The sequence below is a fragment of the Shewanella sp. POL2 genome, from assembly GCF_000282755.1.
GTDB lineage: Bacteria > Pseudomonadota > Gammaproteobacteria > Enterobacterales > Shewanellaceae > Shewanella > Shewanella xiamenensis.
Window position 1 is genome coordinate 1 of record NZ_AKZL01000016.1, and the last position, 26816, is coordinate 26816.

A 26816-nucleotide genomic window follows, 5' to 3' on the forward strand; every position below is an offset into this window, starting at 1 on the left:
TCGACCGTTACATTCGGCCGTGCCTCATAGATAACCCCAATCACCCCAAGCGGGACTCGGCGGCGCGTGAGCCTTAAGCCATTGTCCAACACTCGGCTACCGAACTCTTCGCCAACGGGATCGGCAAGGCGAACCACATCGCTAATGTCACCGATAATCCCCGCTAGGCGCGACTCGGTCAGTAATAGACGGTCGATCATCGCATCACTCAAACCATCAGCCTTTGCGGCTACAACGTCCTTGGCGTTCGCCGCAAGAATAGCCTGAGTGTTCTGCGTCAAGGCCTCGGCAATCGCCTCGAGTAAATCCGCTTTCTGTGCGGCGCTTAGATTTGCTAAGGCATAGCTGGCTTGCTTAGCTTGACTACCCAGTTGTTGTAAATATTGCGCTTGATTAGTTTGACTCAAAACAGACCTCGCTTATAAGACGACCATGTCGTTGCGGTGCACTATTGCGTCACCATAATCGTAACCGAGTACAGACTCGATTTCGTCGGAATGTTTACCTGCAATTAACCCTAAGGCCTCACCACAGTAACGAGTTATGCCTCTGGCAATGATTTTGCCTTTTTGGTCAACCAATTGCAGGGTTGCCCCGCGTTCAAATTCCCCTTTAACGCCAATAATGCCCTTCGATAACAGGCTGCGACCTTTTTCGGTCACGGCTTTAACGGCGCCCGCATCGAGCACCAGTGAACCTTGGGCGGCGGGTCCCGCTAAAATCCACTGTTTACGGCTCTCTAACGGATTTTCGATGGCACTAAAATGGGTGCCAATGGATTCTTTAGCGACCACCTTTTTAATCACATCAGGATGATGGCCCGAGGCAATGACCACTTCAATCCCCGCACGACGAGCGATATCGGCCGCTTCGAGCTTAGTCGACATCCCCCCGGTGCCTAACCCCGAGACCGAACCACCCGCTAACAGGCGCAAACTGTCATCAATTTTCTCAACCTGCGAAATCAGTTTGGCATTGGGATTGGTGCGTGGATCAGCATCGAATAAGCCCTTTTGATCCGTCAACAAAATCAACAGATCAGCATCACACAGCAATGCTGCGCGCGCTGACAAGTTGTCGTTGTCACCCACTTTGATTTCGTTAGTTGCAACCGCATCATTTTCATTGATGATGGGGATAATATTGTGTGCCAGCAAGGCATTAAGCGTATCGCGGGCATTCAAATAGCGCTCTCTATCGTGTAGGTCTGCACGGGTCAACAGCAATTGGCCCACATGTAAACCGTAGATGCTAAAGAGTTGCGCCCAAGCGAGAATAAGCTGACTCTGCCCGACAGCGGCTAATAACTGTTTGTTAGCCATAGTGTCGGGCAATACCGGGTATTGGAGATGTTCGCGTCCTGCGGCAATTGCCCCAGAAGTACATAATACGACTTCGACCCCTGATCTCATCAGTGCGGCCATTTGACGAGCAAGCTCAACCATATGGGCTTTATCTAGCTGTTTACTGCCAGAGGTCAGCACACTCGTCCCCAACTTCACCACCACGCGGCGATACGCTATCTCACTTAAGTTCATTATTCATTTGTAGAAAATAACCGTACAATCCTTATACCTAATCCGCTAGATAATTGGTAGTCAGAGGGCTGGATGCGGGTAGAAATTTTCAATTCTGCTTGGGATCGCGCATTAAAAAGGGCCATCGATTAGATGACCCTCAAAAAATATCCCTTAAACGGCAACTCGTTCTAAGTATCAGCCGTAAATAAATTTCGCAATAAACATCGCCGCGAGCACAAGCACACCGATATTTAAATCGCTAAACCGACCCGTTAACAGTTTGATGGCCGCATAGGAAATAATTCCCAGTGCAATCCCCGTCGCAATCGAGAAGGTCAGCGGCATCAGGATACACACCACGACTACAGGCGCAGCCTCAGTTAAGTCTTCCCATTCAACGTGAACCAACCCTGACATCATCAGAATAGCCACATAAAACAGCGTACCTGCCGTGGCATAGGCGGGGATCATCCCTGCTAAAGGCGATAAAAATAATGCCAAGATAAACAGCAAACCAACCACCACCGCCGTTAAGCCAGTTCGACCGCCCGCACTCACCCCAGCAGTACTTTCGATATAACTGGTGGTGGTAGAAGTCCCCAAAGCTGCTCCCGCAATCGTCGCTAAACTGTCAGCGGTTAAGGCACGATTTAATCGAGGTAAACGGCCCTTTTCATCGAGAAAGCCACCACGCTGTGCAACCGCAACCAAGGTGCCTGAAGTATCAAACAAATCCACAAATAAGAAGGCAAACACCACTGAGAGCATCGTTACTTCAAACACTTGGGATAAATCCATCGCCATAAACGTGGGCGCAATTGAAGGCGGCATAGAGACGATGCCGTTGTAATGCACATCGCCAAACACCAATCCAAGCCCAGTAATGATCAGGATACTTAAAATCACCGCTGACTTCATGCCACGCTGCACCATAGCAATAATCAGGAAGAAACCTAATACCGCCATCACCGCCGGAAACGCAGTAATATCGCCCATGGTCACTAAGGTTGCAGGGCTTGCCACTACAATGCCTGCACTCTTAAGGCCGATCAGCGCTAAGAACAGACCAATACCCGCAGCAATACCAATACGCAGCGACATAGGAATACTGTTAACAATCCACTCGCGAATACGCACTAAAGATAGGATTAGAAAGCAGATCCCCGATAAGAAAACCGCACCGAGTGCCGTTTCCCAGCTGTAGCCCATCTCACCCACCACAGTGTAGGTAAAAAAGGCATTGAGTCCCATACCTGGGGCGAGCGCGATAGGATAATTCGCCATCAGACCCATCACGATACAACCTACGGCCGCAGCTAAACAGGTAGCCACAAACACGGCGCCATGATCCATACCCGCATCGGCTAACATCATGGGATTCACAAAAATGATGTAGGCCATCGTCATAAATGTTGTCAAACCTGCTATCGCTTCCTGCTTGAGGCTCGTTTGATTTTGTTTCAGTTTGAACAGCTTTTCTAACATGGAACTGGGTTCCTTTTATTTTTAAGTAGGTAGGGTCTAAAAATGTAAACACTATGTAGCAGTGTTTTTCGCAGGGGATTATAGGGAGTTTGTGCTGGTCAGGCCAGAAAATTGATAGGGATTTTATTGATAGAAATCGCTAAACAGAACAAAAAACCACCGCACTTAATTTACATTAAAGTTCACTGTAAATAGGGGTTAGCATACCAGTCTTAATCTAGGAAAAATTCAAACGTCGTTCAGGATTAACAGCGCATTGTTTTTAAAGCGAAATAATCACAAAACAGTACAATGGTTTTCCCATACAGGCATATTAGGCTGCATCTGCGCAGCCTATGGGATCGAAGTCGATAGCAAAAAGCCAGCGCCCTTAAGGGCATCGGCTTTTTGAGTTCAACGGGAAAAATGCTTAAAAGCGATAGTTAAAGCTGACGGTAAAGTTACGTGGAGCACCGTAGTGATACACACTGTATGCTAGGCCAGACGCTGACATATAGGCATAATATTTCTCATCCAGCAGATTCTCTAGGTTAAACTGCAAATCCATGTCTTCAGCCAGATCGTAGCGCGCCATTAGATTCACTAAGGAATAGCCACCCTGTTTGATTGTTGTACCACCACCCTCTGAGTAACTGTTACTTTGCCAATTCACTCCACCACCAATGGTTAACTCAGGCAATAAGTCCACAAATTGATAGGTGGTAAACAGTTTAAATTGCTTCTGCGGACTGGTAGTTGCGACTCGCTTACCCTCTGCATCTTCGGCATTAAATTGCGAGTAACCCGCAGAGATATTCCAGCCATCGGCAGGCTCACCAACGACTTCTAACTCAAAACCCTTACTCTTAGTGCCTTGTGCAGCCTCATAGTAATTCACGGGTTGACCACCGATAACAATCGTTCCGGCTAAGGTTGCCAAGTTATCTTGGTCAATTTGGAACAAGGCCACTGTGGTATGTAAGCGATCGTCAAGATAGGAACTCTTCAAACCTAATTCGTAGGCTTTGCCCTCTAATGGGTCTAAGTATTCTTGATTGGCATCGAAATAATTCTGCGGATTAAAAATCCCGGTATAACTGGCGTAAATACGATGCGCGTCATTGATATCGTACAAGGTGCCAACATAGGGCACAAACACGCCATCATCACCAAAGTTAGTATCGGTACCATAGCTCACGCCTTCACGGTTCCAGCTTGAAATACGTCCACCGGCAATCAGTTTAAAATCATCGGTAATGGTCAAGCGGGTCGCCGCGTAGAAACCTTTTTGCTCGGTATCCATATTCAGTTGACGGTTCGCATTGCTCGACCATTCAGGCTCAGCAAACTGATTTTGTTGCCATTTGTAGAAGTTATCGACCACTTGTGAGTCCCAACCCGTCATATTGTCACGGATAGGCTCATAGGTATCAGCGTAGGATTTTTGCTTACTATACAAAGCCCCCGTCACAAACTCATGGGTTTGACCAAAGAGGTCATAGTCGCCCTTAAGCTGCACATCAAAGTTATTCGAGTTACTTTCACCATGGCTGTGATAACGCTGACCACTAAGCCCCGCCCCCGTGTCTTTATCGAGTAAACCCGACATGTAAATCATCTTAGTGGTGGTTTCATATTCCATGCGGTTGTAGTTGGCCACCATTTGCCAGCCATTGCTAAAGTAATGATTTAGGTTAGCAAAGTAGTTAATGTTTTTAGTTTCCCAGCGGCTCCAATCGGCGGCTGTAGTGGTCGATGTATCCCAATCTGTGGCAGAACCATCGCTAAAGACGGCGGGCAATGCGCCCCACATCGCCCCTTTCGGATCGTTGTGGTTATAGCTACCACCGACACGCAGTAAAGTGTTGGCGGTGATATCGCTATCGACAACACCATAGAGAATGGTTTTACGGTCTTGATATAGATCTTGATAGGAATCGCTATTCACATACTTAGCGACCAAACGGCCACGCACACTACCGTCTTCATTCAGACCATTAGACACATCCGCGGTGACTTGTTTTTTATCCCAACTTCCAGTGGCGACATCCACATAACCTTTAAGATCAGAACTGTCAGCATGCTTACGCACTAAGTTAATCGAGGCGGAAGGATCGCCAGCGCCAGTTAATAATCCGGTAGCGCCACGCACGACTTCAACGCGCTCGTAGATAGACACATCTGATACCGTTTCGCCAGCATCACCGCCTAAACTCCAAGATAAAGGCACACCATCAATTTGATAGTTTTGCACGGTAAAACCGCGGGCCGAAAAACCGCTACGCACATTGTCGGTTTTTGAAGATGATAAACCCACAGTGTTGTTGACCACATCGACCACAGTATTTAACGCCTGATCTTCAATTCGATCTGCCGTCATGATACTGACCGACTGAGGCGTTTCTCGTAATGTGAGTCCTAGACCTGTCGCGGTATCAATATTGCGACTCACAGTGTATTTACCCATCACTGTGATTTTTTCGATATTTTGATCTTGTGCCTCTGTTTTAGAAGAGGTTTGTTCTTCAGCCATCAATGCCAAAGGATTCAAGGCTAGCGTGACCGCAGCCGCCAGAGGAAGTAGATTAAAACGCATAGTCGTTCAGCAAGTTTTGTCAAGGTGCGCATACGGTAACACCATTGAGAACGATTTGCATTTGTATTTTATGTGACAAATGTAACAAATTCATCATTCTTAAGTCGTACAAAAAGATGAATAGATTAATGACAAGGTTTTATGTTTTAAAAACAGCTAATTAAATTAACTATTGCGAAGAGTAGTCATCGCAAGATGGCCGCAAAAAATTTTACGTTTATGGGAAGGAATGAGAGGCATTGCGTCATAACGACAGAAAAAAGCTAAAAAAAAAGCCTGCTCAATGAGCAGGCAAGACATGTTTCAAGCGTCCCTTTCGGGGAAGTACATTACCGCGCTAGCGGGAAAAACCTGGCATACCCATGCAAAAACACCGATATGCTACTTGAGTCTAAACACGCCCAAAAAGGCGATACAAAGGTTGATGGATGATGGAAACTAGGTTTAAAGGGATAGTTAGCCCTTAAAGCTCATAGCGAATAAACCGCCACGCAAAACATCAGTGTTAAACCAAGTATTTTGCCAATAAAAATGGTTGTTGCCTGTATAAGACATAGTCAATTACTCCTAAGTAAAGTTGAGATTAAGTACTCTAGTAAAGCTTGGCTCGGTTCCTTGGAACTAGAGATTCTCAAATCCGTTGAGACGACTTGTCACTCGGGTCCTTGGAGAAGGGTATCCATCCTGGATAGACTAGAGGGGAAAGGCTTAATGCCCTGTCCACGAAAACTATTATATGTTTTCGTAGTTTTATTACAAGCTTTTTTTGTATTTATTTTGATTAAGGCTTTTTAATGTAATTAAATTACACAAACCATCAAAAATATTGGCGACCTGCATCACATAAAAACAGAAATAACCCTGTAACCACCTAATAAATAAGATATTACAGAATTATTTCTATTTGTTACGTTATTTCGTTAACGATTGATCAGATATTGATACAAACTAACCAAGGGGCTGGCAGTGGGTTTACCGTAGAGCGGATCGCCCTCAGTTGCACTGCCCGCAATATCTAAGTGTGTGTAAGCTAAAGGAATAGCGGCATTAACACCGTGTTCAAACAGACCTGACGCCTTAAGTAGAAAGGCTGCAGGATATTGATGCCCGCGGGCAGTTACTGAAGACGGCGCATTGTTTGAAGATAAAATATCAGCCGCCCCAGACACTTCGCGGATCTTGGCAAAATCCTCACGGCGTAATGTGGAAACCTCAAAGGGTTCGCCCCAGTGGCTCGCTTGTGACGCAAGTGTCTGCGCGCACAGTGCACCACTAGCGACCGCATTTTCAATCGCTGCGGGATAATTACCGTAGCAGCGCACCACATGTCCCGTGAGCGTCGCAACCGAAAACAGCTCAGGCTTAACAGCCGTTACTGCTTTGATCCGTAGATGGCTTAACAGGTCTGCCAATACTAAGCGCCCTTCCGCATCCGTATTACCAATGCGTACCCGCACGCCCGCATGGCTGGTGATAATTTCGTCGGTGACAAACGCTTCGCTGCCAATGCTATTACGCACTAAACCCAGTTCGGCAATTACGCGGATCCCTTTAGGCTTAAGCATAGACAAGGTTTTAAATAACCCAGCCACTGCAGCGGCGCCGCCTTTATCGCGGCTCATGCCTGCCATTGCGCCGCCCACTTTCAGATCGGCGCCGCCCGTATCGTAGACCACGCCTTTGCCAGCAAATAAGAAGGTACGAGTAATCTCACCGTCGGGCAGATATTCGAGTTTCACCACCCGCGGTTGATGCCGGCCAACAGCAAAGGAAGAACGCGCCACCGCACTTAACAGCGGATAATCCCGTTCAAGGATATCCCGATCTTCCACCAATGCGGTTTTAATCACACTGCCTTTAAAGGCTTGCAAACAATATTCAGCAAAGGCCTTCGCCGACATACGCTCAGGCTCAGTACCACATAAATCTCTTGCCAACACACGGCCAGCTTCTAATGCGTTGAGCAATTGACTCTTTTCAGATGATAACGACAATAAACCTATCGCTTCAAAGGCCGGCGTTAAACCTGTCGCCTCACGTAACTCTAAGGTTTGCCATAATTCTTGACCACAGGCCAACGCCGCGACTTCGGTCGCAAAACCAAACTTAGGGGTTGCTGAAGGAACAACATAAAGCAGCGGACGCTTAGCCCCCGCGTCTTTGGCGATAGCAATCGCGGCTCTTGCCGCATCGCCATAAATACGCACATCGGCATAATCATCAGTCACTTGAGTGACGGGCGCTATGATTAAACGGCCACCGGCTAAACCGGGGGCAAACAGTAACGTCGGGCTCTTACCAACCCGCTTATCGACCTTAGCACCGTGCTCGGCCAACAAACTGATCTCATCAATTCCGATAGAAACGAGATCCGGTGTGACCACCACAACCGCATCCCAACCTTCGCCATCAAAAATGGAATTTTCTGCTTGTACATCAATAAAGTTAACTTGAAACATGACCCATCCTTTTTCATTATTGTGCCAGCATTATTCCCGCTATAACGCTTAATTACCAATCAAAAAATCGCTTTGCCACTATCGAAAATACAGAGGGTGGCAACTTTCGCTGCCACAAACGCACACGGAGTTATCGAGATGATTAATCGCCCGAGCAGAATGTGTTAGGATTAGCGCAAATTTGCCCCATACCCACAAGACCTGATGAGGGACCTTCTGTGACAGCGTTAAGTCAGTTATACCCACAGCCTTTATGGCAATGGTTCGAACAAATCTGTGCAATTCCCCACCCTTCCAAATATGAACAAGCACTCAGCCAACACATCCAAACCTGGGCTAAGAGCAAGCAACTCGATGTAGTAGAAGATGCCGTCGGCAATTTAATCATTCGCAAACCCGCAACTGCGGGAATGGAAGATCGTAAAGTCGTTGTGATCCAAGCCCATATCGATATGGTGCCGCAAAAAAATGCCGACAAAGTGCATGACTTTACCAAAGATCCTATCGAAGCCTATGTTGACGGTGACTGGGTAAAAGCCAAAGGCACAACCTTAGGCGCCGACAATGGCATTGGTATGGCATCGGCCTTAGCGATTTTAGGCTCAGATGACATCAAACACGGTCCACTCGAAGTACTGCTCACCATTGACGAAGAAGCCGGTATGACAGGCGCCTTTGGACTACAAGCAGGTATGCTTGATGCCGAGATCCTGATCAACACCGACTCAGAGCAAGAAGGTGAGATCTATATGGGCTGCGCTGGCGGCGTCGATGCTCAGATCACTTTGCCTATGGTATGGCAAGCGTCGGAGCAAAGTTATGCATCATTTAGCCTGCATTTATCGGGCTTAAAAGGTGGTCACTCTGGGGTCAACATCCATTTGGGTCGTGGCAACGCCAACAAGATTTTGGCGCGCTTCCTGTTCGAAAATGCCGATGAGTTAGCCCTAGAGTTAACCCAATTTACCGGTGGTTCACTACGTAATGCTATCCCACGCGAAGCCAATATCAGCTTTATGTTACCTGCTGAAAATGTTGATGCACTGAATGAAAAAGTGCGTGCTTTTGAAGCCTTAGTCCGCGCCGAATTGGCCATTGCCGACCCAGATATGCGCTTAGTATTGAGCGAAATCCCAACGCCAAAACGCGTGATGAGCGAAAACAGCCAAAATACCCTTATCGACTTATTGCATGTTTGCCCTAACGGGGTAATGCGCATGAGTGATGAAGTAACTGGCGTAACCGAAACCTCACTCAACGTTGGTGTGATCAGCACTAACGATGAAGAAGTCAGCATTCTTTGCTTAATTCGCTCGCTCATCGATTCTGGCCGTAGCCAAGTTGAAGGCATGCTTACTGCGTTAACCAACTTAGCGGGTGCAGATATTGAACTTAGCGGTGCTTACCCGGGTTGGAAGCCAGACAACACTTCGCCGGTAATGGCAATTGTGCGTGAGACCTATGAGTCAATCTACAATAAAGAACCGGTTATTATGGTGATCCACGCCGGCCTTGAATGTGGTCTGTTTAAAAAGCCCTATCCAGAAATGGACATGGTGTCGATTGGCCCGACCATCCGTTATCCGCACGGCCCAGATGAAATGGTCAATATCACCACCGTTGGTCAATACTGGGATCTACTATTAGCCGTGCTAGAGCGCATTCCCGCTAAAGGTGAATAGTCGCTACAGATGAATAGTCACTAAGCAGACTTAAATGACAAAGGCCGCAGAGAGTTCACCAATGCGGTCTTTTTGTACCTTTTATTTATGCACTGCGTAAGGCTTATTATCGCGTTAACTAAGTTAGGTTTGATTAGCGCTGAGCGAGATCCGCCCAGTAAGATTGATATTAAAATACCAAATCCAACTGCTTAGTCTCGCGAGCCATGATTGGCTGAAGCGTATCTTTACTCTCGGCGAGTCCAACAGAAATCCCGAGTAATCGAATTCCACGGCCCTCTTGCCTTGCCATTGCTTGGCTCAGTAACTCATAAAACATCACTATGGATACCTCGTCACTGCGATGCTCGATTGTGGTCTGTTTAAAGTCACTGAATTTAAGCTTCACCACCTGCTTATGGATTTGTCGATCCTTGGCACTACGACTTAGGCGAGTTGATAACTCATGTATTAATCCCGGCATTACCTGCTGGCACTGCTCGAGGCTGTAAATATCCTGCGCCAACGTAGTTTCGACGCCGACAGATTTACGCTCGCGACTCACTGATAACCCACGCTCATCAATCCCATGGGATCTTTCAATTAATACAGCACCAAATTTGCCAAAACGAGTAATAAGGTCTTGTTTTGGATAAGTTTGTATATCGCCGCAGGTATTCAACCCTAAAGAGGAAAGTTTTTCTGCGGTGACTTTCCCCACACCGGGGATCTTGCGTAGGGATAAGGTTTTAATAAACTCAGGAACCTTGTCGGGCGAAATAACATACAAACCATTAGGTTTATTTAAGTCAGAGGCCACCTTGGCGAGGAATTTAACAGGAGCAACGCCAGCCGAAGCAGTAAGCCCTGTTTCGGCCAAAATATCATGGCGAATCGCTTCTGCAATCAGAGTTGCAGAGCCCTTAAACAGCTTGCAATCGCTAACATCTAAGTAGGCTTCATCGAGGGAGAGGGGTTCAATCAATTCAGTATATCGAGAGAAGATAGCGCGAATTTGTTGCGATACCTCCTTATAGACCTGCATTCGACCGGGGACAAGGATTAAGTCAGGGCACAGTTTAAGCGCATAAGCCGTTGCCATAGCGGAGCGCACACCAAATCGGCGCGCTTTGTAATTACAGGTGCTGATAACCCCTCGCCGCTCACGGCTACCACCAACGGCCAGCGGTTTACCACGGTATTCGGGAAAGTCTCGCATTTCCACCGCAGCAAAGTAGCAATCCATATCAACATGAATGATTTTTCGCACTAAAGGTTCCTCCAACACCCAAAATACTGTATATAAAAACAGTAATCAAGTATCTAGGACATATTTACGCAGTCGCGAAGTTCATCTATCGACTCAAGCATCCTTATCCAAGCATAACATTCCCAAAAAAGCCAAAGGAGCGCTAAGGCTCCTTTGGTTTTAAAACAACAGCGTTTAAATTTTAAATTGACCAATATTACGTGTCAGTTCTCGAGTTGCTTGCTCAAATCCTTGTAGACTTTGGGAGAGATCTTGGCTTGACAATAGGGATTGATCGGATAAACCACGCACGCTCACCACGTTTTGCGCCACTTCATCGGCAACCACTGCCTGCTGGCCTATCGCCACGGTAATTTCCACCGTTTGCTGCTGGATAGACGTAATCGCACTGGCGATGTCGCTGAGGGCTTGCTCGACTTGCGTGGTTAAGTCTTGCCCTACTCTTGCCTGCTCAACCCCTGATTCCATCACTTGTTCAGCCTGAAGCGCACTTTGTTGCAGGGTTTGGATAATGCCTTGAATATTGGCGGTAGAATCTTGGGTACGCAAAGCCAGCGTGCGCACTTCGTCAGCAACAACGGCGAAGCCTCGACCTTGATCACCCGCCCGCGCCGCCTCGATGGCCGCGTTCAATGCCAGCAAGTTAGTTTGGTCGGCAATATTGCGGATCACGCTCAAGACTTCACCAATTTGCTCTGAGCTGCTTCGTAGCCGCTTAATCACATTAGCCGCTTCGATGACTTGAACCGATAATGCCTTCATCCCTTCGGTCGCACGGGACACGATTTGCGTACCACCAAGGGCCTGAGTCTGTGCCTTTTCGGCAAAATCATTTGCGCGTTGAGCACTTATCGCCATTTCTTGGCTCGTCTGCGCCATTTGAGTTGCTGCCGTGGCGACAGAATCGATTTGTTGTTTTTGCGATGATACCGAAGATACCGCTAAATCACACACTTGGCGCGCATCCATCACCCCAGTGCCCACCTCTTGGGTTAAGTTGCGAGTGTGCAGTAACATCTGTTGCACCTTTTCGGCAAAGCGGTTGAAGGCATCACCCAGTTTACCTAACTCATCTTCCCGTTCCATCAAAATACGTTGGGATAAATCACTGTCACCTTCGGCAATATCTTCCATCGCATCGAGTAATTTGCTGAGCTGGCGTCTAAAAGGCAATAACATCAACCAGACAGTAATGCCGACCAAAAGCATAATCCCCAAAGCAACAAAACAAGCATTCCAAAAGGCTTTGGTAACAGGCGCTTCAATTACTTCATGGGGCAACATAAAGGCTAAGTGCCATTTCTGCTTAGGATAATCACCGCCTACAGTCACAAAGGTCACTCGCTGTGATACGCCATTAAAACTGACCTCGGCAAACCCCTGAGGCTCGCGCTGCATTTGTTGCATTAATGCTGTAAAACCGGAGGTATCTTTAAATTGGCTATCAACTTGATTAGCAAGTGAGCCGGGAGGGAATTTGTCTGAAAATCCAGGAAAATATACTAGCTTACCTTCATCCGTCATCAGGAAGGCTTGGCCATAGTTGCGGTATTTAATCGGTGCTAACAGGTTTTTACCAATGGTATCGATCAGAATATCCATACCACCAATGCCAATAAGTTCGCCATTAGCACTATAGACTGGGGTTTTAACCGTTGCAGAAATAGAACCATCGTTGGCATCGACCGCAGGATCGCCCACAAACAAGCTACGCTGGTCAATCGCCTCCTGCCACCAAGGACGCTTATTAGTGTAATAATCAGGATCGCCATCGAAGCGTCCATTAAGATCAAAATACTCAAAGGTGTTTGCCGAACCAAAGAATACTGATTTCACATCGCTATCACGGTCGGAAAACGAGCGAAAATAAGAATAATATCTTGATATTGCTGATCCTGCGCCAGATTACTGCCCCGGGCATGATACTGACTAAACCAGTTGATAAGCCTAGGCTCGGCAAATACCGAGTGGATTACTTGCCCCTTGGCAACAAAGTAACCACCAATCTCATTCGCCTTGAGAGCTACAAGTGCCGAAATGTCGGCATCCACTTGCTTACGTGTATTATTACTTTCTTTATTCACGAGCAAAGCGGCAACTAAAGTAAGCAGTACAGCGAGGGCACCGACGATAGTTACCACTAACTGCAAACTTAGAGAACGTTTTATATATCTCATTCATCTTCCCGTCTGGTTAACCAACCACTTAACATAAAAGCCTGCAAAAACAGCTTCACACGGTAACAATTTTTACCAGCCAACAACAGCCAAAATGATGAGAAAAAACGTAAACAAGTATTTGTAAAGAATAGATATTCATGAAATAACAGGAATCGCTAAACAATCCACCTCAAACAGAACATCTCATTACTACAGCGAATTTTTACAGAGTGTTAGACTAAATACTCAAAATCCCAAAACAAAGGCCAGTCATAAAATGACTGGCCTTTGTGTTTGAGCCGCGCAATCGGATATTGTTACATCTTAGTTTGCAGATAATTCGCTAAACCAATGCGGTCAATTAAACCGAGCTGTTTCTCTAACCAATACATATGGTCAGATTCGGTATCATCGAGCAGCACTTCTAAGATCTCTCGGGTTTGATAATCTTTTTTCTGCTCACACAACGCGATGACTTTACGTAAATCATCGGCCACCTTGTATTCATAGGCGAGATCGTTACGCAGCATCTCTTCAACATTTGAGCCGATGTTGAGTGCTTCCCGCGCGGCCACATTTGGCACGCCTTCAAGGAATAAAATACGCTGTACCAATTTGGCAGCATGGCCTTTTTCATCATCCGACTCGTGGGCAATACGCTCATAGAGTTCGTTTAGTCCCCAGTCTTCGTACATATGGGCATGCACAAAATACTGATCCATCGCCGATAACTCTCCGGTTAGGAGTCGATTTAACGCATCGATGACGTCTTTATCACCTTTCATATTCAGCTCCTATGACTCACTAATTTGCGATTGAAGATAGTTTTGAATGCCAGTTAAGCTAATCAGCTCCTGCTGTGACTCGAGCCAATCTAAATGCTCTTCTTCATCTTCAAGAATATCTTCGAGCAGATCGCGACTGACATAATCCTGCTCAACTTCGCAGAGTGTAATGGCATCCCGCAACAGCGAGAGTTGTTCCTGCACCATGGCTAAATCGCAATCGAGCATCTCTTGAGTGTGTTCGCCAATACGCAGTTTTTCGAGCTGTTGTAGATTCGGTAATCCCTCTAAAAATAATACCCGCTCAATAAGCTTATCGGCGTGTTTCATATCTTGGATGGATTTCTTGTATTCGACGTGATTTAGCTTCTCCAGCCCCCAATGCTTGAACATTCTGGCGTGGAGAAAATATTGATTAATGGCCGTTAACTCACAGGTAAGCACCCGATTGAGTTGTCCCACCACTTTTGGATGACCTTTCATAAGTTACGATCCTTGATATGAGTGAAAGATTGATCTAAATCAAGCTTCTAGCCTAGTACAGTTTTCAAGCTAACTCAAATTTTCTTTATTTTTCACAAACTTAAAGATAAAAAGCATTCTCATTATCGCTTAGATTAGCCTGCTATCCTCCTCATAAATCAAGGATTAATTTTAACGATGCTAAATTTGAGGCAAAAAAATAGCCTCCAGAGGAGGCTATTTTAGTTGAAGCGGATAATTAAATGATCCGGTCTTTAGTTAACTTCGCTCGGCGCGCTTCTTCAGCGGCCATACGACGCTTACGCTTGTCGCAGGGATCATCACAATCGCAGGCTTTTTCAATCCCTAATACACCTAAACCGCCACAGCTTCCTTCAACGGCTTTGCGCTTGATGAGATAACCTATCGACATAAGCAAAAAGAACAGTAATAAAATCACAAATGCCGCGATAAAAGTGCTCATGTTAACTCCAACTACTTAAGGAAAGGCTTGAAGGCGTCACTGTAGTAGACTTTAAATCCTTCGCCTTGCTTTTCTATTAGCATTATCGCCAAGTGTTCTTTCTTGGCAAGCTCCAATGACGCTTCTGTGCCTAAAACCATCATCGCCGTCGCAAAACCATCGGCCGTCATACATTCTTTATGCAAAACGGTCACAGATGCTAACTTATGATTGATAGGCAAACCGGTACGCGGATCGATTATATGGGTAAAACGTTGACCTTCTTCCTCATAATAATTGCGGTAATCCCCCGACGTCGCCATGGCCATAGTGCCCGGTTCAATCACCTGCTGTACCGCCATGCCCTCATCGGTCGGCTTCTCTATGGCGACACGCCACGAACTGCCATCGCCTTTGGTGCCTTTAATGCTCAGCTCGCCACCAATTTCAACTAAGTAACCCGTTGCGTGATATTTATCTAAAATAGTAGCCACTTTATCCACGCCAAAGCCCTTGGCGATAGATGACAAATCCACGTACAAATGGGCGTTATGCTTGCTTAAGCGATTGCCTTCGATAGAAAGCTCACTGATACCCGTTTTAGCCTTAGCTGCATCAATCTCGGCTTGAGTCGGCACTTTGGTTGGGCGCTTATCGGGGCCAAATCCCCATAAGTTCACCAGCGGCCCTAAGGTAATGTCTAAGGCTTTGTCTGTCACGTGATACAAACGCATGCCTTCTTTAACCACTTTGACAGTATCCGGCGACACTTCGACACTTTGCTCAAGCGGTAACTGGTTGAAACGGGACAATTCTGAATTAGGTCGATAGGTCGACATCTGGTTATTGACTTGCTCTAGGGCTAAGTCAATTTCGGCCTGCAATAGCTGGGCCGTGGGCATTTGCTCATTAGGAACCACTTTAATATGGTAAGTCGTGCCCATTGTGCTGCCCGCAAGGGAGATAACCTCATCCTGTTTGCTACAGGCTGAAATAAAAAAGGCTAGACCTACAAGGACCAGCCAGTTCACTGAATGCTTTAACACTGAGGTTTTTAACACAGGGGTTTTTAACGCTAGGGTTTTAAACATAGTGACTAACAACTCTTTTGGATGCCCTTTAATGCAAAAGTTGCAGATGAGAGCTTTACTCCACATCTGCAACTCTTCTCACCTTGGGCTAATTCACATTAGCCGCCGAAGTCATCCAACAGGATGTTTTCGTCTTCGACACCAAGATTTTTCAACATACCGATCACGGCCGCGTTCATCATTGGAGGTCCACACATGTAGAACTCACAATCTTCTGGCGCTTCATGGTCTTTCAGGTAGTTTTCATACAATACGTTATGGATGAAACCTGTGTAACCATCCCAGTTGTCCTCAGGTTGAGGATCGGACAGGGCCACATGCCATACGAAGTTGTCGTTTTCAGCCGCTAAGCCGTCAAAGTCTTCTACGTAGAACATTTCACGCTTAGAACGTGCACCGTACCAGAAGCTCATCTTACGCTTAGACTTCAGACGCTTCAGTTGGTCGAAAATGTGTGAACGCATTGGTGCCATACCCGCACCACCACCGATAAACACCATTTCTGCATTGGTATCTTTCGCGAAGAATTCACCGAATGGACCAGAAATAGTCACTTTATCGCCAGCCTTTAGGCTCCAAATGTAAGATGACATCTTACCGCATGGTAAGCTCAAGTTACGTGGAGGTGGCGTTGCGATACGCACGTTTAACATGATGATGCCGAACTCTTCTGGGTAGTTAGCCATTGAGTAAGCACGGATCGTTTCTTCGTCAACTTTAGATTCAAGATTGAAGAAACCAAAGTGCTCCCAGTCACCACGGTATTTTGCTGGTACGTCGAAATCAGCATATTTAACATGGTGTGCTGGCGCTTCGATCTGGATGTAACCACCCGCACGGAACGGAACAGATTCACCATCAGGAATTTGCAGCTTCAGTTCTTTAATGAAGGTCGCCTTGTTATCGTTAGAGATAACAGTACATTCCCACTTCTTGATACCGAAGATTTCTTCGTCAAGCTCGATTTCCATGTCGTTCTTAACGTTCACCTGGCAAGACAGACGACAACCTTTACGGGCGTCACCCTTGCTGATGTGGTCCAATTCTGTTGGCAGAATATCACCGCCGCCAGACTTAACCACTACGCGACATTGGCCACAAGAACCACCGCCACCACAGGCACTCGATACGAAGATACCGTTGTTCGCCAGCACGCCTAACAGCTTGCCACCGGCACCGGTTGTAATCGCTTTTTCAGGATCGTCGTTGATGCCGATCGTGATGTCACCGCTAGACACTAGCTTAGATTTAGCAAATAAAATCACTAACACTAAGACTAGGACGATAGCAGTAAACATACTCACACCGAGGTAAACCTCAAGCGGAGTAGATTTAAAAATACCAAGAATATCCATTAACTTATCCTTAGAAGGTCCAATTCAAGAAGCCGTTTGGTGTCTCTTACAGAGACACACCAGAAAACGACATGAAACCTAAGGCCATTAAACCAGCGGTGATAAAGGTAATACCTAAACCACGCAGGCCATTGGGCACATCGGCATACTTCAGCTTCTCACGGATACCGGCCATCAATACGATAGCTAATGCCCAACCTACTCCAGAGCCGAAACCAAACACCACACTTTCGCCCAGTTTGTAGTCACGCTCAACCATGAATGATACCGCACCGAAAATCGCACAGTTCACAGTGATCAGAGGTAAGAAGATACCTAACGCGTTGTACAAAGGAGGAAAGTACTTATCCAGTGCCATTTCCAGAATTTGAACTAAAGCCGCAATCACACCGATAAAGGTAATGAATTTCAAGAAGCTTAAGTCAGCTTCAGGTGCACCAGCCCAAGCCAGTGCGCCAGGCGCTAACAGCCCTTGGTAAATAACTTGGTTAGCAGGAACAGAGATAGTTAACACTACAACTACCGCAATCCCTAGGCCCATCGCGGTAGTCACTTTCTTTGATACCGCTAAGAAAGTACACATACCTAAGAAGAAGGCCAGTGCCATGTTTTCAATGAAAACAGAGCGAATTAACAGGCTAATATAATGTTCCATCTCAATTACCCTTTTGCTTCAACTTGCTCTGGCTTATAGGTACGAATAATCCAAATCAGCATACCGATTAGGAAGAACGCACTTGGCGGCAGTAATAGCAAACCATTTGGTTGATACCAACCACCATCAGAGATCTTGTGCAGGATTTCAACACCGAACAGAGAACCGTTACCAAACAGTTCACGCACGAAGCCAACGGCTAACAGAATCGCACCGTAACCTAAACCGTTACCGATACCATCCATAAAGCTCATCATTGGTGGTGTTTTCATCGCATAGGCTTCAGCGCGTCCCATTACGATACAGTTCGTAATGATAAGACCCACGAATACCGATAACTGCTTAGAAATCTGATAAGCATAAGCCTGCAGCAATTGGTCAACCACAATTACCAGAGAGGCAATAATGGTCATCTGCACGATAATACGTACGCTACTAGGAATATGATTACGGATCATTGAGATAAACAGGTTCGAAAACGCTGTTACCGCAGTTAATGCCAACGCCATTACCAGTGCAGTTTCGAGCTTGCTCGTTACCGCTAACGCACTACATACACCAAGGACTTGTAATGCAATCGGGTTGTTGTTGACGATAGGTCCAGTCAGAACCTGTTTCAGTTCTTTAGCGTCAGACATTAGCTGAGACCTCCATTGCGTGCTTTTTCAATGAAACTCGCAAAACCTTCTTTACCTAACCAGAACGTCAGAGAGTGTTGAACACCGTTACTGGTCAGAGTCGCGCCGGATAATGCATCTACACCGTATTCAGTGCTAGCAACAGCGGGGTTTTTGGTTACGCTGATCGCAATATTACCTTGCGCATCAAATAACTTTTTACCATGCCATTTCGCTTTCCACTGAGCGTTTTGGACTTCACCACCCAGACCAGGGGTTTCGCCTTGCTCGTAGTAAACTAAGCTTTGAATCGTGTTCAGATCAGCATCTAACGCGAGGAAAGCATACATAGTCGACCACAAGCCATAACCATGGATAGGCAGGATCACACTGGTTAACTTACCTTGATCGTCGCGAACCAGATAAACCACTGCATCTTCTGAAACACGCTTAACTGAAGCGATATCGTTTTCAGGTACAAATGAGGTTTTCACATCGCGAGACGCTTTGCGTTGATCAAATGTATTGGCGTCAACACCTTCAACCCAATCACCGGTTTTTAAGTTAACTAACTTAGCTTCGATATGCTTACCGTAAGTTTCCAAAATTTGCGCTTTAGTCACTTTACCGGCTTTAGTGTCAATCAGACCCGCAGCTTCCAGAATGTACTTTTGCTTATCAAGCAGTTTATTTTCTGCTTGAGTTGGGCGCAGTAATACTGCCGCAGTCGACACAAATATCGCACAAATTAGACATAAGCCAACGACGATAAATAGCGTTCTTCCGAACGAATCTCTATTACTAGCCACGAGCAATCCTCCGCTTGATATTTGCCTGAACCACGAAGTGGTCGAACAATGGCGCGAACAAGTTAGCAAACAGAATCGCTAACATCATGCCTTCTGGGAACGCAGGGTTAATCACGCGGATAAACACAGCCATTGCACCAATCAAGATACCGTATGCCCATTTAGCTTGGTTAGTGAATGACGCAGACACTGGGTCAGTCGCCATAAACATCATGCCAAATGCAAAACCACCTAACACTAAGTGCCAGTACCAAGGCATTGCAAACATTGGGTTAGTGTCGCTACCCACAACGTTCAGCAGCGTAGAAATGGCAATCATACCCAGCATTACACCACCCACGATGCGCCATGATGCGATACGGGTATAGATGATGACCAAACCACCTAAAAGAATCGCTAGCGTAGACACTTCACCGACAGAACCTGGAATGAAACCGAAGAACGCATCCCACCAGTTTTGGTTGAAGGCATAATCCAAATTGCCCGCAGCAGCTTGACTCAGTGCAGTCGCACCAGAGTAACCGTCAGCCACAACCCATGTAGTGTCACCAGACATGTTCAATGGGTAAGCGAAGAACAGGAATGCACGACCGGCAAGCGCTGGGTTTAAGAAGTTACGCCCTGTACCACCGAACACTTCCTTAGCCACAACCACACCGAAGGTGATACCTAGTGCCACCATCCATAATGGAATCGTTGCTGGCAAAGTTAAGGCGAACAGGATAGAGGTAACGAAGAAACCCTCGTTAACTTCATGACCGCGGATAGAGGCAAACAACACTTCCCAAATACCACCGACAGCAAACGTCACCGCGTAGATAGGTAGGAAGAAACAGGCGCCATACCACATTAATGCAGGCCAACCAGAGTTTGCTGTCAGTTCAGTACCGAACATGCCAAACAAGCTCACTTGCCATACATCTGGGGTCGCAAAACCCGCAATTAATGCGAGTTGTGCTTGTAAACCTACGTTGTACATACCGACGAACATCGCGGGAAATGCACAGGCCCAAACCGTAATCATCATACGTTTTAGGTCAAGGTTATCGCGAACATGGGTTTTTCCCTTGTTCACTTTACCTGGCGTATAAAAAATGGTGTATGCCGCTTCGAAGAGGGCATAAAACTTTTCGTATTTACCGCCTTTCTCGAAGTCGGGTTCAATACGTTCGAAAAAATCTTTCAAGCTCATTAGCCTTCCCTCTCGATCGTATCTAAACAGTCACGCAGATATGAACCGTAGTCATATTTGCCTGGACATACGAACGTACACAGTGCGAGATCTTCTTCATCTAACTCTAACGCGCCTAGGGTAGCCGCACCGTCAAAGTCACCCGAAATCAGGTCACGCAGTAACATTGTAGGAAGAATATCCAGAGGCATTACACGCTCAAAGTTACCGATTGGCACCATTGCACGGTCCGAGCCACCAGTGCTCGTTGTCATATTGAACAAACGAGAAGAGCTTAAGTGACCAAGGAATGCGCGAGTGATAGAGAACTTGTTGGCGCCAGGCAATACCCAACCCAAAAATTCTTTTTCAGTACCTTCTTCAAGCAGACTGACCTGCATATGGTAACGGCCTAAATATCCTTGAGGACCAACTGCAGTACGGCCATTCAGCACAGAGCCTGAAATGAAACGCACGTTACCATCTAAGGTTTCGCCAGCAGTCAACTCAGTCATGCTTGCACCTAAAACAGTGCGAACCAAACGTGGCTTAGCCGCTTTAGGACCGGCAATTGCAACCACACGTTCGGTATTCAGTTGACCCGTTGTAAATAGCTGACCAATGGCTATTACATCTTGGTAACCGACATGCCAAACAGTACGTTTTGCAGAAGCTGGAAGTAGGAAATGGATATGAGTACCAACAAGACCTGCAGGGTGAACACCGGCAAATTCTTCAACTTGGGCATTAGCAGCAGGAATATCGGCGCCAGGCGCTTTGCAAAGGTAAACTTTACCTTCGGTAAGTCTTGCTAAGACTTTAAGACCATTAGCAAAATCTTCTTTATGCTCGCGGATCACCACTACGGGATCGGCAGCATGGGGTTGCGTATCAATGGCGGTTACAAATATACCCGCAGCAGAAGAATCTACGGCTGGCACTTTGCTGAAAGGACGAGTACGCAATGCAGTCCATAAACCTGACTCAATCAGGTTGTCACGGACCAGTTGCGAGTCAAGCGTATCAAGAGCAGTGGCGTCATACTTAGCAAAGGAAACGCTTTCGTTACCTTCCACTTGAATAACAACAGACTGCAGCACACGCTGGGCGCCCCGGTTAATGTCTAATATAGTACCACTGGCTAAAGCCGTATATTTTACGCCAGGATTTTTCTTATCTTCGAAAATCACCTGACCTTTTTGTACTTTATCGCCCACTTTGATCTTCATCGTTGGACGTAAGCCAATATACTCTTCACCCAAAGTAGCTACATGTTTAATGGCTGGGCCATTATGGATAACTTGCTCTGGTCCGCCTGCTATAGGCAGTTCCAATCCTTTCTTAATTGTAATCATATCCACAAGCACTACGTTTTGAAGGAAAGACAATGCGCCGCGTTCCTGCTAAATACGTAGGTTTTAAACAAAACCTACTGCATTGAGCTAGCGCAGATTTATCACAGAAATGCGATCGCAATCACGCTGGTCGCGCGCATTTTACCCCAATTGCCGTGCCATCGCCACGAAAATTATAGGTGTTTTCAAACCTAAAATAAGGATTTAAAAGAATCATGCACTACAGCGTTCACCTTCCGACCGAGTGAGGGCTCAGAAAGAGAGAGTATTACGGTCACTAAATACTATAACATTAATTTTAAAAGAATTAATTTAGCAAAAGGTCGATATATCAAGATAACCAGAAATATAAATACCTTTTCGCTTTCTTGCTGAACAAACGTCAAACAAGATTTAACTCAGTTTAGAAACGCCATTGATAGCCCAAATAGCTGAACCGTCCATTTTCTACTCGAATTCCGCTATTTGATGCTGAGGTTACCAAGGACTCATCAAGTAGATTTTCGACCCGAACATACAATCGATGGTGCTTATCAATATCGTAATTAGCCGCTATATCGGCACGCCATTGACCGTCAACACGCTGCAACTCACTACCATACTGACTGAAATCACGCTCAGATTGATAAGCAGCAACAAGGTTTAATTGATATTGGGCGTATTCAATCCCCGCACTCAATTGCAATTGATGCTCGGGTAACCAAGCCAGTTTGTCGCCCTCCAGGACGCAACCTTGGATATCGGTGCAGGTGCTCGTCTGATATTCAGCGCTAAGATACTGATAGCTTAAGCCTAAGGGCAATTCAAATTCACCCAGCATCCACTGATAACCTAGGCCAAGTTCAATCCCATAGCTGAGCACATCAGGAATATTCTCTTGGGTGAGTAGACGAGTATCAACACACATGGAATAGCTATCACAATCAACATGCAGATTATCAAATTCTTGCACATAGGCGCGCAAATCGGCCTTAATCCCCTCGCTCGCATATTGGGCGCTAACTTGATAATGGAGTGACTCCTGTGCTTCCTGAGTAAGATTGCCTGCACTCGCGGCGGCCCACGCTCGGCGGATATCAGTACTAAAGCGCCAATCGCCAGCGTCATACAGTACACCAAATTGTGGCATCCAATCGCTATCGGAAAAGTCAGCCTCATCAAGCCCAGCAAAGACTAAGCTAATCTCACGATTGACACTGACATGCTCATAAGTAAGCCCTAACTTGATTTGCATACCTTGCCAACGCCATAAAGAGTCGATTGCCGACGTCAGCGCAGTGGCATCATCGGTATAGGCTAACACCGAGTTAGACTCATCACGCACTATACTTCTGTCCGCTTGCCACAAAGCCGTTTGATCACCGAAACGCATTTCGGCTTTATCGGTATGATAACGAGCACTATAGGTAATTTGATGCTCTCCATATTGGTTTATCGCCTGAGTCTGAGCACCAAACGCACTGTAATCATTATCTTGTACCAACATATTGATATCGTCACCATTAACACTGGGATTTCGGTCAAAGGCGGCAATGTCGTAAAGCGTTCCCAAGCCAATATTTTGCCCATTAAACGCGCCAAGCTGATCCAGTTGTTGTGAATATGATTGATAGTAAAAGTCGCTAATCACTCGACTGTCACCCAAATCCACTTGATGTGATAACTGGTATTTATGCTGTCTCCCTTGGTGGTTATCTTGTGCTGTAGCGGAATATAGCTGTAATGAATCTTGCTGCCAGTCGGCAGCCGTTATCCCAAGCAATGAGCGATAACTATCGTCATCGATAAATTGATAGGTAAATTCAGTTTGCTGTGGACTGCGAGCACCAAGCAAGCTCGTGGCGTTGACCTTAAATAAGATATCCGTTTTTTTTCTGTCAGCATCACTGCCGTTTAAAAAATTCGCATCGCCTTGTTGTTTTAAATAATTGGCGGCAAATAAGGCTCCGTATTCTTTTTGCTTAACGCCCCAACGCAGGCCAGCATTTACATCGGAATCTGTTGTCCCCTCAATTTGAACACTGCCGGATTGCGGGCGCTCAATAATGTTAAGGCTTTGATAATCCACAACCCCAAACGCTCCCTGACCACCAACAGCCATATTGGCCAGTGGTGTAGTCGTCACACTTTGCTGTAATAAAAGATGGGGTAAGAGTTGCAGTTGAGGGGCTGAGTAAGGCGCAGGTGAGAAATACACCCGATCTTGCATTACAGCGACACCTTGGCTGGCAGAACGCATACTGATATTGGCGGAATTGCCACTATGGTCAGCTCGAAGCAAGGTTAAGCTATTAAGATTGCTTAATTGCATCGCATCATCGCTGGAATGGTACTGATCATTGAGCTTGGCTAAATCGAGCGTTTGAGAATAAAGGGGATTTGCATTGAGTGAGTTAGCGTAAATACAGGAAACCGCCAGCGCGGTCAGCGACATGACAAAATAGCGACTTGGCATACCAAGCTCCCAAAATTTTTGTTAGCGTACGGCGTTTGTTGTTATTTTGTAAAATAGCGGAATTAGTTCGAAAAAAAAAGCGACTAATGTCGCTTTCTTGACGCTTTCGCGTTAAGCCCATATTGGCGGCTTAGAGTTTACCTAAAATCTCATCACTGAGTTTTAAATCATCGTTGCGGTTAACACTCACACCAGCAGCAATAATATTGCGTGCAATTTCCTGTGCTTGCTCCAAAGAGTGCATCTCGTAGGTACCGCATTGATATTCGTTCAGCTCAGGAATTTCAGATTGTTCAACGACTTTCAGCACATCTTCCATAGAAGCAAGCCAAGCATCCGCCACTTGATGTTCAGTGGGCACACCAATCAGGCTCATATAAAACCCAGTGCGGCAGCCCATTGGCGAAATATCAATAATTTCCACATCATTGCCATTTAGATGATCACGCATAAAGCCTGCAAATAAATGTTCCAAAGTGTGAATACCACGCTCGCTAAGGATATCTTTATTCGGCGCGCAAAAACGTAGATCGAATACTGTGATCGCATCACCTTTGGGGGTAGTCATATGTTTGGCGACACGCACAGCAGGTGCATTCATTCGAGTATGGTCAACAGTAAAGCTATCAAGTAATGGCATAGGGATCTCCAAATTATCAGGGCGATACAACGCCACTGTCGCTATCTATTTATATGAGTGCAAGCATAACACCAAACAGTAACAAGTTAACGCAAGATGAAATCATCTCATATCAGTAAGGTGCTAATATGAACATTTTGGGTAAATAGCCATCATTAATGCTGTCGTTGTTGACTGTAGGCATCTTCAGAAATCTTATGGTATTCACGCACGCCTTGCTCATAAGCATGATAAGCCCTATAGACTTTGTCCATCATGGGATCTTGTTGCGCCTGCTCTGCAATCACCTGTTGTGAGATCCGTTCAAGTTCAGTTAACACAGCAGACGGAAACGCCTTAAGCTCTACCCCTTCCTCTTTTACAAGAGTTTCAAGTGCACTGACATTACGCGTGGTGTATTCATCCAACATATCTTGATTAATGGCACGCGCAGCCGTCTTAACGATGGCTTGCAAATCTTTAGGCAGATTCTCAAAAGCGTCCTTGTTAATTAAAAACTCCATATTGGAACCTGGTTCATGCCAACCGGGATAGTAATAATATTTAGCCACTTTATGTAAGCCAAAGGCGAGATCATTCACAGGCCCAACCCACTCAGCCGCATCGATTGAACCAGTTTGCAGAGCACCATAGAGTTCTCTTCCTGGCATATTGACGGGCACAGCACCGACACGTTTGAGCACCTCACCGCCTAAGCCTGGCATGCGGATCTTCAATCCTTTAAAGTCAGCTATCGTATTAATGGGTTTATTAAACCAACCACCCATTTGCATTCCCGTATTGCCACCAGCCAGAGGGATAATGCCAAAGGGACGATAGACTTCCTCCCACAGCGCCATACCACCACCATAATGTAACCAGCCGTTCATCTCTTGTGCTGTCATCCCAAAGGGAATTGAAGAAAAAAACTGGGAGGCGGGGGCTTTGCCCTTCCAATAATAGGAGGCTGCATGCGCCATCTGGATTTTACCTTGGCTAACGCCATCGAATACCGCAAAGGCAGGCATTAATTCTCCCGCGCCGTAGACGCTAATGTGCAATCGGCCGTGGGACATCTCATAGACAAGCGTGGCAAAACGCTCGGGGGCCATGCCTAACCCAGGAAAATTTTTTGGCCAAGATGTGGCTAAACGCCATTCAATCACCTCTTTAACAGGAGGCCCTTCAGCAACGGAAATAGACTCCGCATGTTGAGATGAGGGATTACAGCCAGTCACGCCAAAAAACAATACCGCTAATAACAGCCCCCCCAAATAACGCATCACGCACTCCCCGCAACAAAAACTGTTAACCACATGAAAAATAGCACTCTTTTTGTAGAAAATAGGCGCTTAACTCAATAAATAGAACATATTGTTAACACAGAATATTCGACAGGGGAACCTAAGAATGAGACCAATTTGACTTAAAACAAAAAGCCACTTTAATAAAGTGGCTTTTTGTTTTAAGCATGACCCGTCCTAAATAGCGATAATTAGCCGCGACAATTGGGAGTTTTAGGCACCTCGACGTTCGTCGCCCATTCACTTTGAGTAAAGGTATGAATAGATAGCGCGTGGACACCATTAGCTAACTCATCGGCTAAACAGTTGTTCACCAAGCGATGACGGGCAAGCAAACGGAGCCCTTCAAATTCATCGCTGACCACCACAACTTTAAAGTGAGTCTCTGAATTAGGAGGTACATGATGACGATGACTTTCGTTTAGCACTTCTAAATAGGTTGGTGAGAAGCTCTCAGTTAACTTCTGATTGATGGTCTCAGCCACTGTGCTCTGCACTTGGGTATTGGACATATTCAACTCTCAATATGGGTAAATCCAGTGGCCG

The 26816-nt window shown here is 46.1% G+C and carries 20 protein-coding genes and 2 pseudogenes; 1 reads left to right on the forward strand and 21 read right to left on the reverse strand.

Translation table 11 applies throughout. The features are described 5' to 3' along the window. The 5 genes and pseudogenes from SHEWPOL2_RS06020 to SHEWPOL2_RS06045 all read right to left on the reverse strand — a co-directional run. Window positions 1-407 (reverse strand): annotated as a pseudogene (locus SHEWPOL2_RS06020) (gamma-glutamyl-phosphate reductase); the annotation flags it as partial. 12 nt (window positions 408-419) lie between these two features. Then, entirely contained in the window at window positions 420-1538 is a 1119-nt protein-coding gene (gene proB, locus SHEWPOL2_RS06025) for a glutamate 5-kinase (protein WP_037414989.1), read from the reverse strand. Between the two features lie 177 nt (window positions 1539-1715). Next, window positions 1716-3005, reverse strand: a complete 1290-nt coding sequence (locus tag SHEWPOL2_RS06030; protein WP_037414991.1) for an NCS2 family permease — start codon at window positions 3003-3005, stop codon at window positions 1716-1718. A 409-nt stretch (window positions 3006-3414) separates the two neighbouring features. Then, window positions 3415-5580, reverse strand: a complete 2166-nt coding sequence (locus SHEWPOL2_RS06035) for a TonB-dependent siderophore receptor (RefSeq protein ID WP_037427048.1) — start codon at window positions 5578-5580, stop codon at window positions 3415-3417. Between the two features lie 920 nt (window positions 5581-6500). Further along, window positions 6501-8039 carry a peptidase M17 gene (locus SHEWPOL2_RS06045; protein WP_037427051.1) on the reverse strand — a complete coding sequence of 513 codons (1539 nt, stop codon included), beginning with the start codon at window positions 8037-8039 and terminating at the stop codon, window positions 6501-6503. Between the two features lie 218 nt (window positions 8040-8257). Here SHEWPOL2_RS06045 and SHEWPOL2_RS06050 point away from each other — a divergent pair, with 218 nt between their 5' ends. Further along, the gene (locus tag SHEWPOL2_RS06050) at window positions 8258-9721 is read left to right on the forward strand and encodes an aminoacyl-histidine dipeptidase (RefSeq protein WP_037427053.1); all 1464 of its coding nucleotides are present in this window, start codon (window positions 8258-8260) and stop codon (window positions 9719-9721) included. A 169-nt stretch (window positions 9722-9890) separates the two neighbouring features. On the opposite strand, the gene dinB is transcribed toward SHEWPOL2_RS06050, so the two are convergent. The 16 genes and pseudogenes from dinB to SHEWPOL2_RS06130 form a co-directional block, all read right to left on the reverse strand. Beyond that, entirely contained in the window at window positions 9891-10970 is a 1080-nt protein-coding gene (dinB, locus tag SHEWPOL2_RS06055; RefSeq protein WP_037427055.1) for a DNA polymerase IV, read from the reverse strand. 174 nt (window positions 10971-11144) lie between these two features. Then, a pseudogene (locus tag SHEWPOL2_RS06060) lies at window positions 11145-13147 on the reverse strand (methyl-accepting chemotaxis protein). 299 nt (window positions 13148-13446) lie between these two features. After that, on the reverse strand, window positions 13447-13914 hold the full coding sequence (gene bfr, locus SHEWPOL2_RS06065) for a bacterioferritin (RefSeq protein WP_011071356.1): 468 nt from the start codon (window positions 13912-13914) through the stop codon (window positions 13447-13449). Between the two features lie 9 nt (window positions 13915-13923). Then, window positions 13924-14397 (reverse strand): bacterioferritin, encoded by a 474-nt coding sequence (gene bfr / locus SHEWPOL2_RS06070; RefSeq protein ID WP_037415005.1) that lies wholly within the window; start codon window positions 14395-14397, stop codon window positions 13924-13926. Between the two features lie 238 nt (window positions 14398-14635). Further along, window positions 14636-14860: a (Na+)-NQR maturation NqrM gene (gene nqrM, locus SHEWPOL2_RS06075; protein ID WP_011071354.1), complete on the reverse strand. Its 225-nt coding sequence runs from the start codon at window positions 14858-14860 to the stop codon at window positions 14636-14638. 11 nt (window positions 14861-14871) lie between these two features. Then, complete coding sequence (locus tag SHEWPOL2_RS06080) at window positions 14872-15930, reverse strand: FAD:protein FMN transferase (protein WP_037415060.1); 1059 nt, start codon at window positions 15928-15930, stop codon at window positions 14872-14874. A 98-nt stretch (window positions 15931-16028) separates the two neighbouring features. After that, window positions 16029-17285: an NADH:ubiquinone reductase (Na(+)-transporting) subunit F gene (nqrF, locus tag SHEWPOL2_RS06085; protein ID WP_037427058.1), complete on the reverse strand. Its 1257-nt coding sequence runs from the start codon at window positions 17283-17285 to the stop codon at window positions 16029-16031. Between the two features lie 46 nt (window positions 17286-17331). Beyond that, entirely contained in the window at window positions 17332-17940 is a 609-nt protein-coding gene (gene nqrE, locus SHEWPOL2_RS06090) for an NADH:ubiquinone reductase (Na(+)-transporting) subunit E (protein WP_006080469.1), read from the reverse strand. A 5-nt stretch (window positions 17941-17945) separates the two neighbouring features. After that, window positions 17946-18578 (reverse strand): NADH:ubiquinone reductase (Na(+)-transporting) subunit D, encoded by a 633-nt coding sequence (locus SHEWPOL2_RS06095; RefSeq protein ID WP_037415013.1) that lies wholly within the window; start codon window positions 18576-18578, stop codon window positions 17946-17948. Further along, window positions 18578-19366, reverse strand: coding sequence for a Na(+)-translocating NADH-quinone reductase subunit C (locus SHEWPOL2_RS06100; protein WP_037415022.1), 789 nt, complete (start codon window positions 19364-19366; stop codon window positions 18578-18580). Before SHEWPOL2_RS06100 ends, SHEWPOL2_RS06095 begins: the two co-directional genes overlap by 1 nt. Continuing rightward, window positions 19359-20558, reverse strand: a complete 1200-nt coding sequence (locus SHEWPOL2_RS06105) for an NADH:ubiquinone reductase (Na(+)-transporting) subunit B (protein WP_037415023.1) — start codon at window positions 20556-20558, stop codon at window positions 19359-19361. The genes SHEWPOL2_RS06100 and SHEWPOL2_RS06105 overlap by 8 nt, the downstream gene beginning before the upstream one ends. Then, on the reverse strand, window positions 20558-21892 hold the full coding sequence (locus SHEWPOL2_RS06110) for a Na(+)-translocating NADH-quinone reductase subunit A (protein WP_037415063.1): 1335 nt from the start codon (window positions 21890-21892) through the stop codon (window positions 20558-20560). The genes SHEWPOL2_RS06105 and SHEWPOL2_RS06110 overlap by 1 nt, the downstream gene beginning before the upstream one ends. A 403-nt stretch (window positions 21893-22295) precedes the next feature. Next, window positions 22296-24347 carry a TonB-dependent receptor gene (locus tag SHEWPOL2_RS06115; RefSeq protein ID WP_037427061.1) on the reverse strand — a complete coding sequence of 684 codons (2052 nt, stop codon included), beginning with the start codon at window positions 24345-24347 and terminating at the stop codon, window positions 22296-22298. A 130-nt stretch (window positions 24348-24477) separates the two neighbouring features. Continuing rightward, window positions 24478-24987 (reverse strand): S-ribosylhomocysteine lyase, encoded by a 510-nt coding sequence (luxS, locus tag SHEWPOL2_RS06120; protein WP_037415025.1) that lies wholly within the window; start codon window positions 24985-24987, stop codon window positions 24478-24480. 155 nt (window positions 24988-25142) lie between these two features. Then, on the reverse strand, window positions 25143-26249 hold the full coding sequence (locus SHEWPOL2_RS06125) for a TRAP transporter substrate-binding protein (protein WP_037427064.1): 1107 nt from the start codon (window positions 26247-26249) through the stop codon (window positions 25143-25145). Window positions 26250-26461: 212 nt separating this feature from the next. Then, window positions 26462-26782: a BolA family protein gene (locus tag SHEWPOL2_RS06130; RefSeq protein ID WP_037415031.1), complete on the reverse strand. Its 321-nt coding sequence runs from the start codon at window positions 26780-26782 to the stop codon at window positions 26462-26464. Between the last annotated feature and the right edge of the window lie 34 nt (window positions 26783-26816).

Coding starts and splice junctions, on each gene's coding strand:
- proB (WP_037414989.1), bottom strand. CDS start 1,538: ATGAACTTAAGTGAGATAGCGTATCGCCGCGTGGTGGTGAAGTTGGGG.
- SHEWPOL2_RS06030 (WP_037414991.1), bottom strand. CDS start 3,005: ATGTTAGAAAAGCTGTTCAAACTGAAACAAAATCAAACGAGCCTCAAG.
- SHEWPOL2_RS06035 (WP_037427048.1), bottom strand. CDS start 5,580: ATGCGTTTTAATCTACTTCCTCTGGCGGCTGCGGTCACGCTAGCCTTG.
- SHEWPOL2_RS06045 (WP_037427051.1), bottom strand. CDS start 8,039: ATGTTTCAAGTTAACTTTATTGATGTACAAGCAGAAAATTCCATTTTT.
- bfr (WP_011071356.1), bottom strand. CDS start 13,914: ATGAAAGGTGATAAAGACGTCATCGATGCGTTAAATCGACTCCTAACC.
- bfr (WP_037415005.1), bottom strand. CDS start 14,397: ATGAAAGGTCATCCAAAAGTGGTGGGACAACTCAATCGGGTGCTTACC.
- nqrM (WP_011071354.1), bottom strand. CDS start 14,860: ATGAGCACTTTTATCGCGGCATTTGTGATTTTATTACTGTTCTTTTTG.
- SHEWPOL2_RS06080 (WP_037415060.1), bottom strand. CDS start 15,930: ATGTTTAAAACCCTAGCGTTAAAAACCCCTGTGTTAAAAACCTCAGTG.
- nqrF (WP_037427058.1), bottom strand. CDS start 17,285: ATGGATATTCTTGGTATTTTTAAATCTACTCCGCTTGAGGTTTACCTC.
- nqrE (WP_006080469.1), bottom strand. CDS start 17,940: ATGGAACATTATATTAGCCTGTTAATTCGCTCTGTTTTCATTGAAAAC.
- SHEWPOL2_RS06095 (WP_037415013.1), bottom strand. CDS start 18,578: ATGTCTGACGCTAAAGAACTGAAACAGGTTCTGACTGGACCTATCGTC.
- SHEWPOL2_RS06105 (WP_037415023.1), bottom strand. CDS start 20,558: ATGAGCTTGAAAGATTTTTTCGAACGTATTGAACCCGACTTCGAGAAA.
- SHEWPOL2_RS06110 (WP_037415063.1), bottom strand. CDS start 21,892: ATGATTACAATTAAGAAAGGATTGGAACTGCCTATAGCAGGCGGACCA.
- SHEWPOL2_RS06115 (WP_037427061.1), bottom strand. CDS start 24,347: ATGCCAAGTCGCTATTTTGTCATGTCGCTGACCGCGCTGGCGGTTTCC.
- luxS (WP_037415025.1), bottom strand. CDS start 24,987: ATGCCATTACTTGATAGCTTTACTGTTGACCATACTCGAATGAATGCA.
- SHEWPOL2_RS06125 (WP_037427064.1), bottom strand. CDS start 26,249: ATGCGTTATTTGGGGGGGCTGTTATTAGCGGTATTGTTTTTTGGCGTG.
- SHEWPOL2_RS06130 (WP_037415031.1), bottom strand. CDS start 26,782: ATGTCCAATACCCAAGTGCAGAGCACAGTGGCTGAGACCATCAATCAG.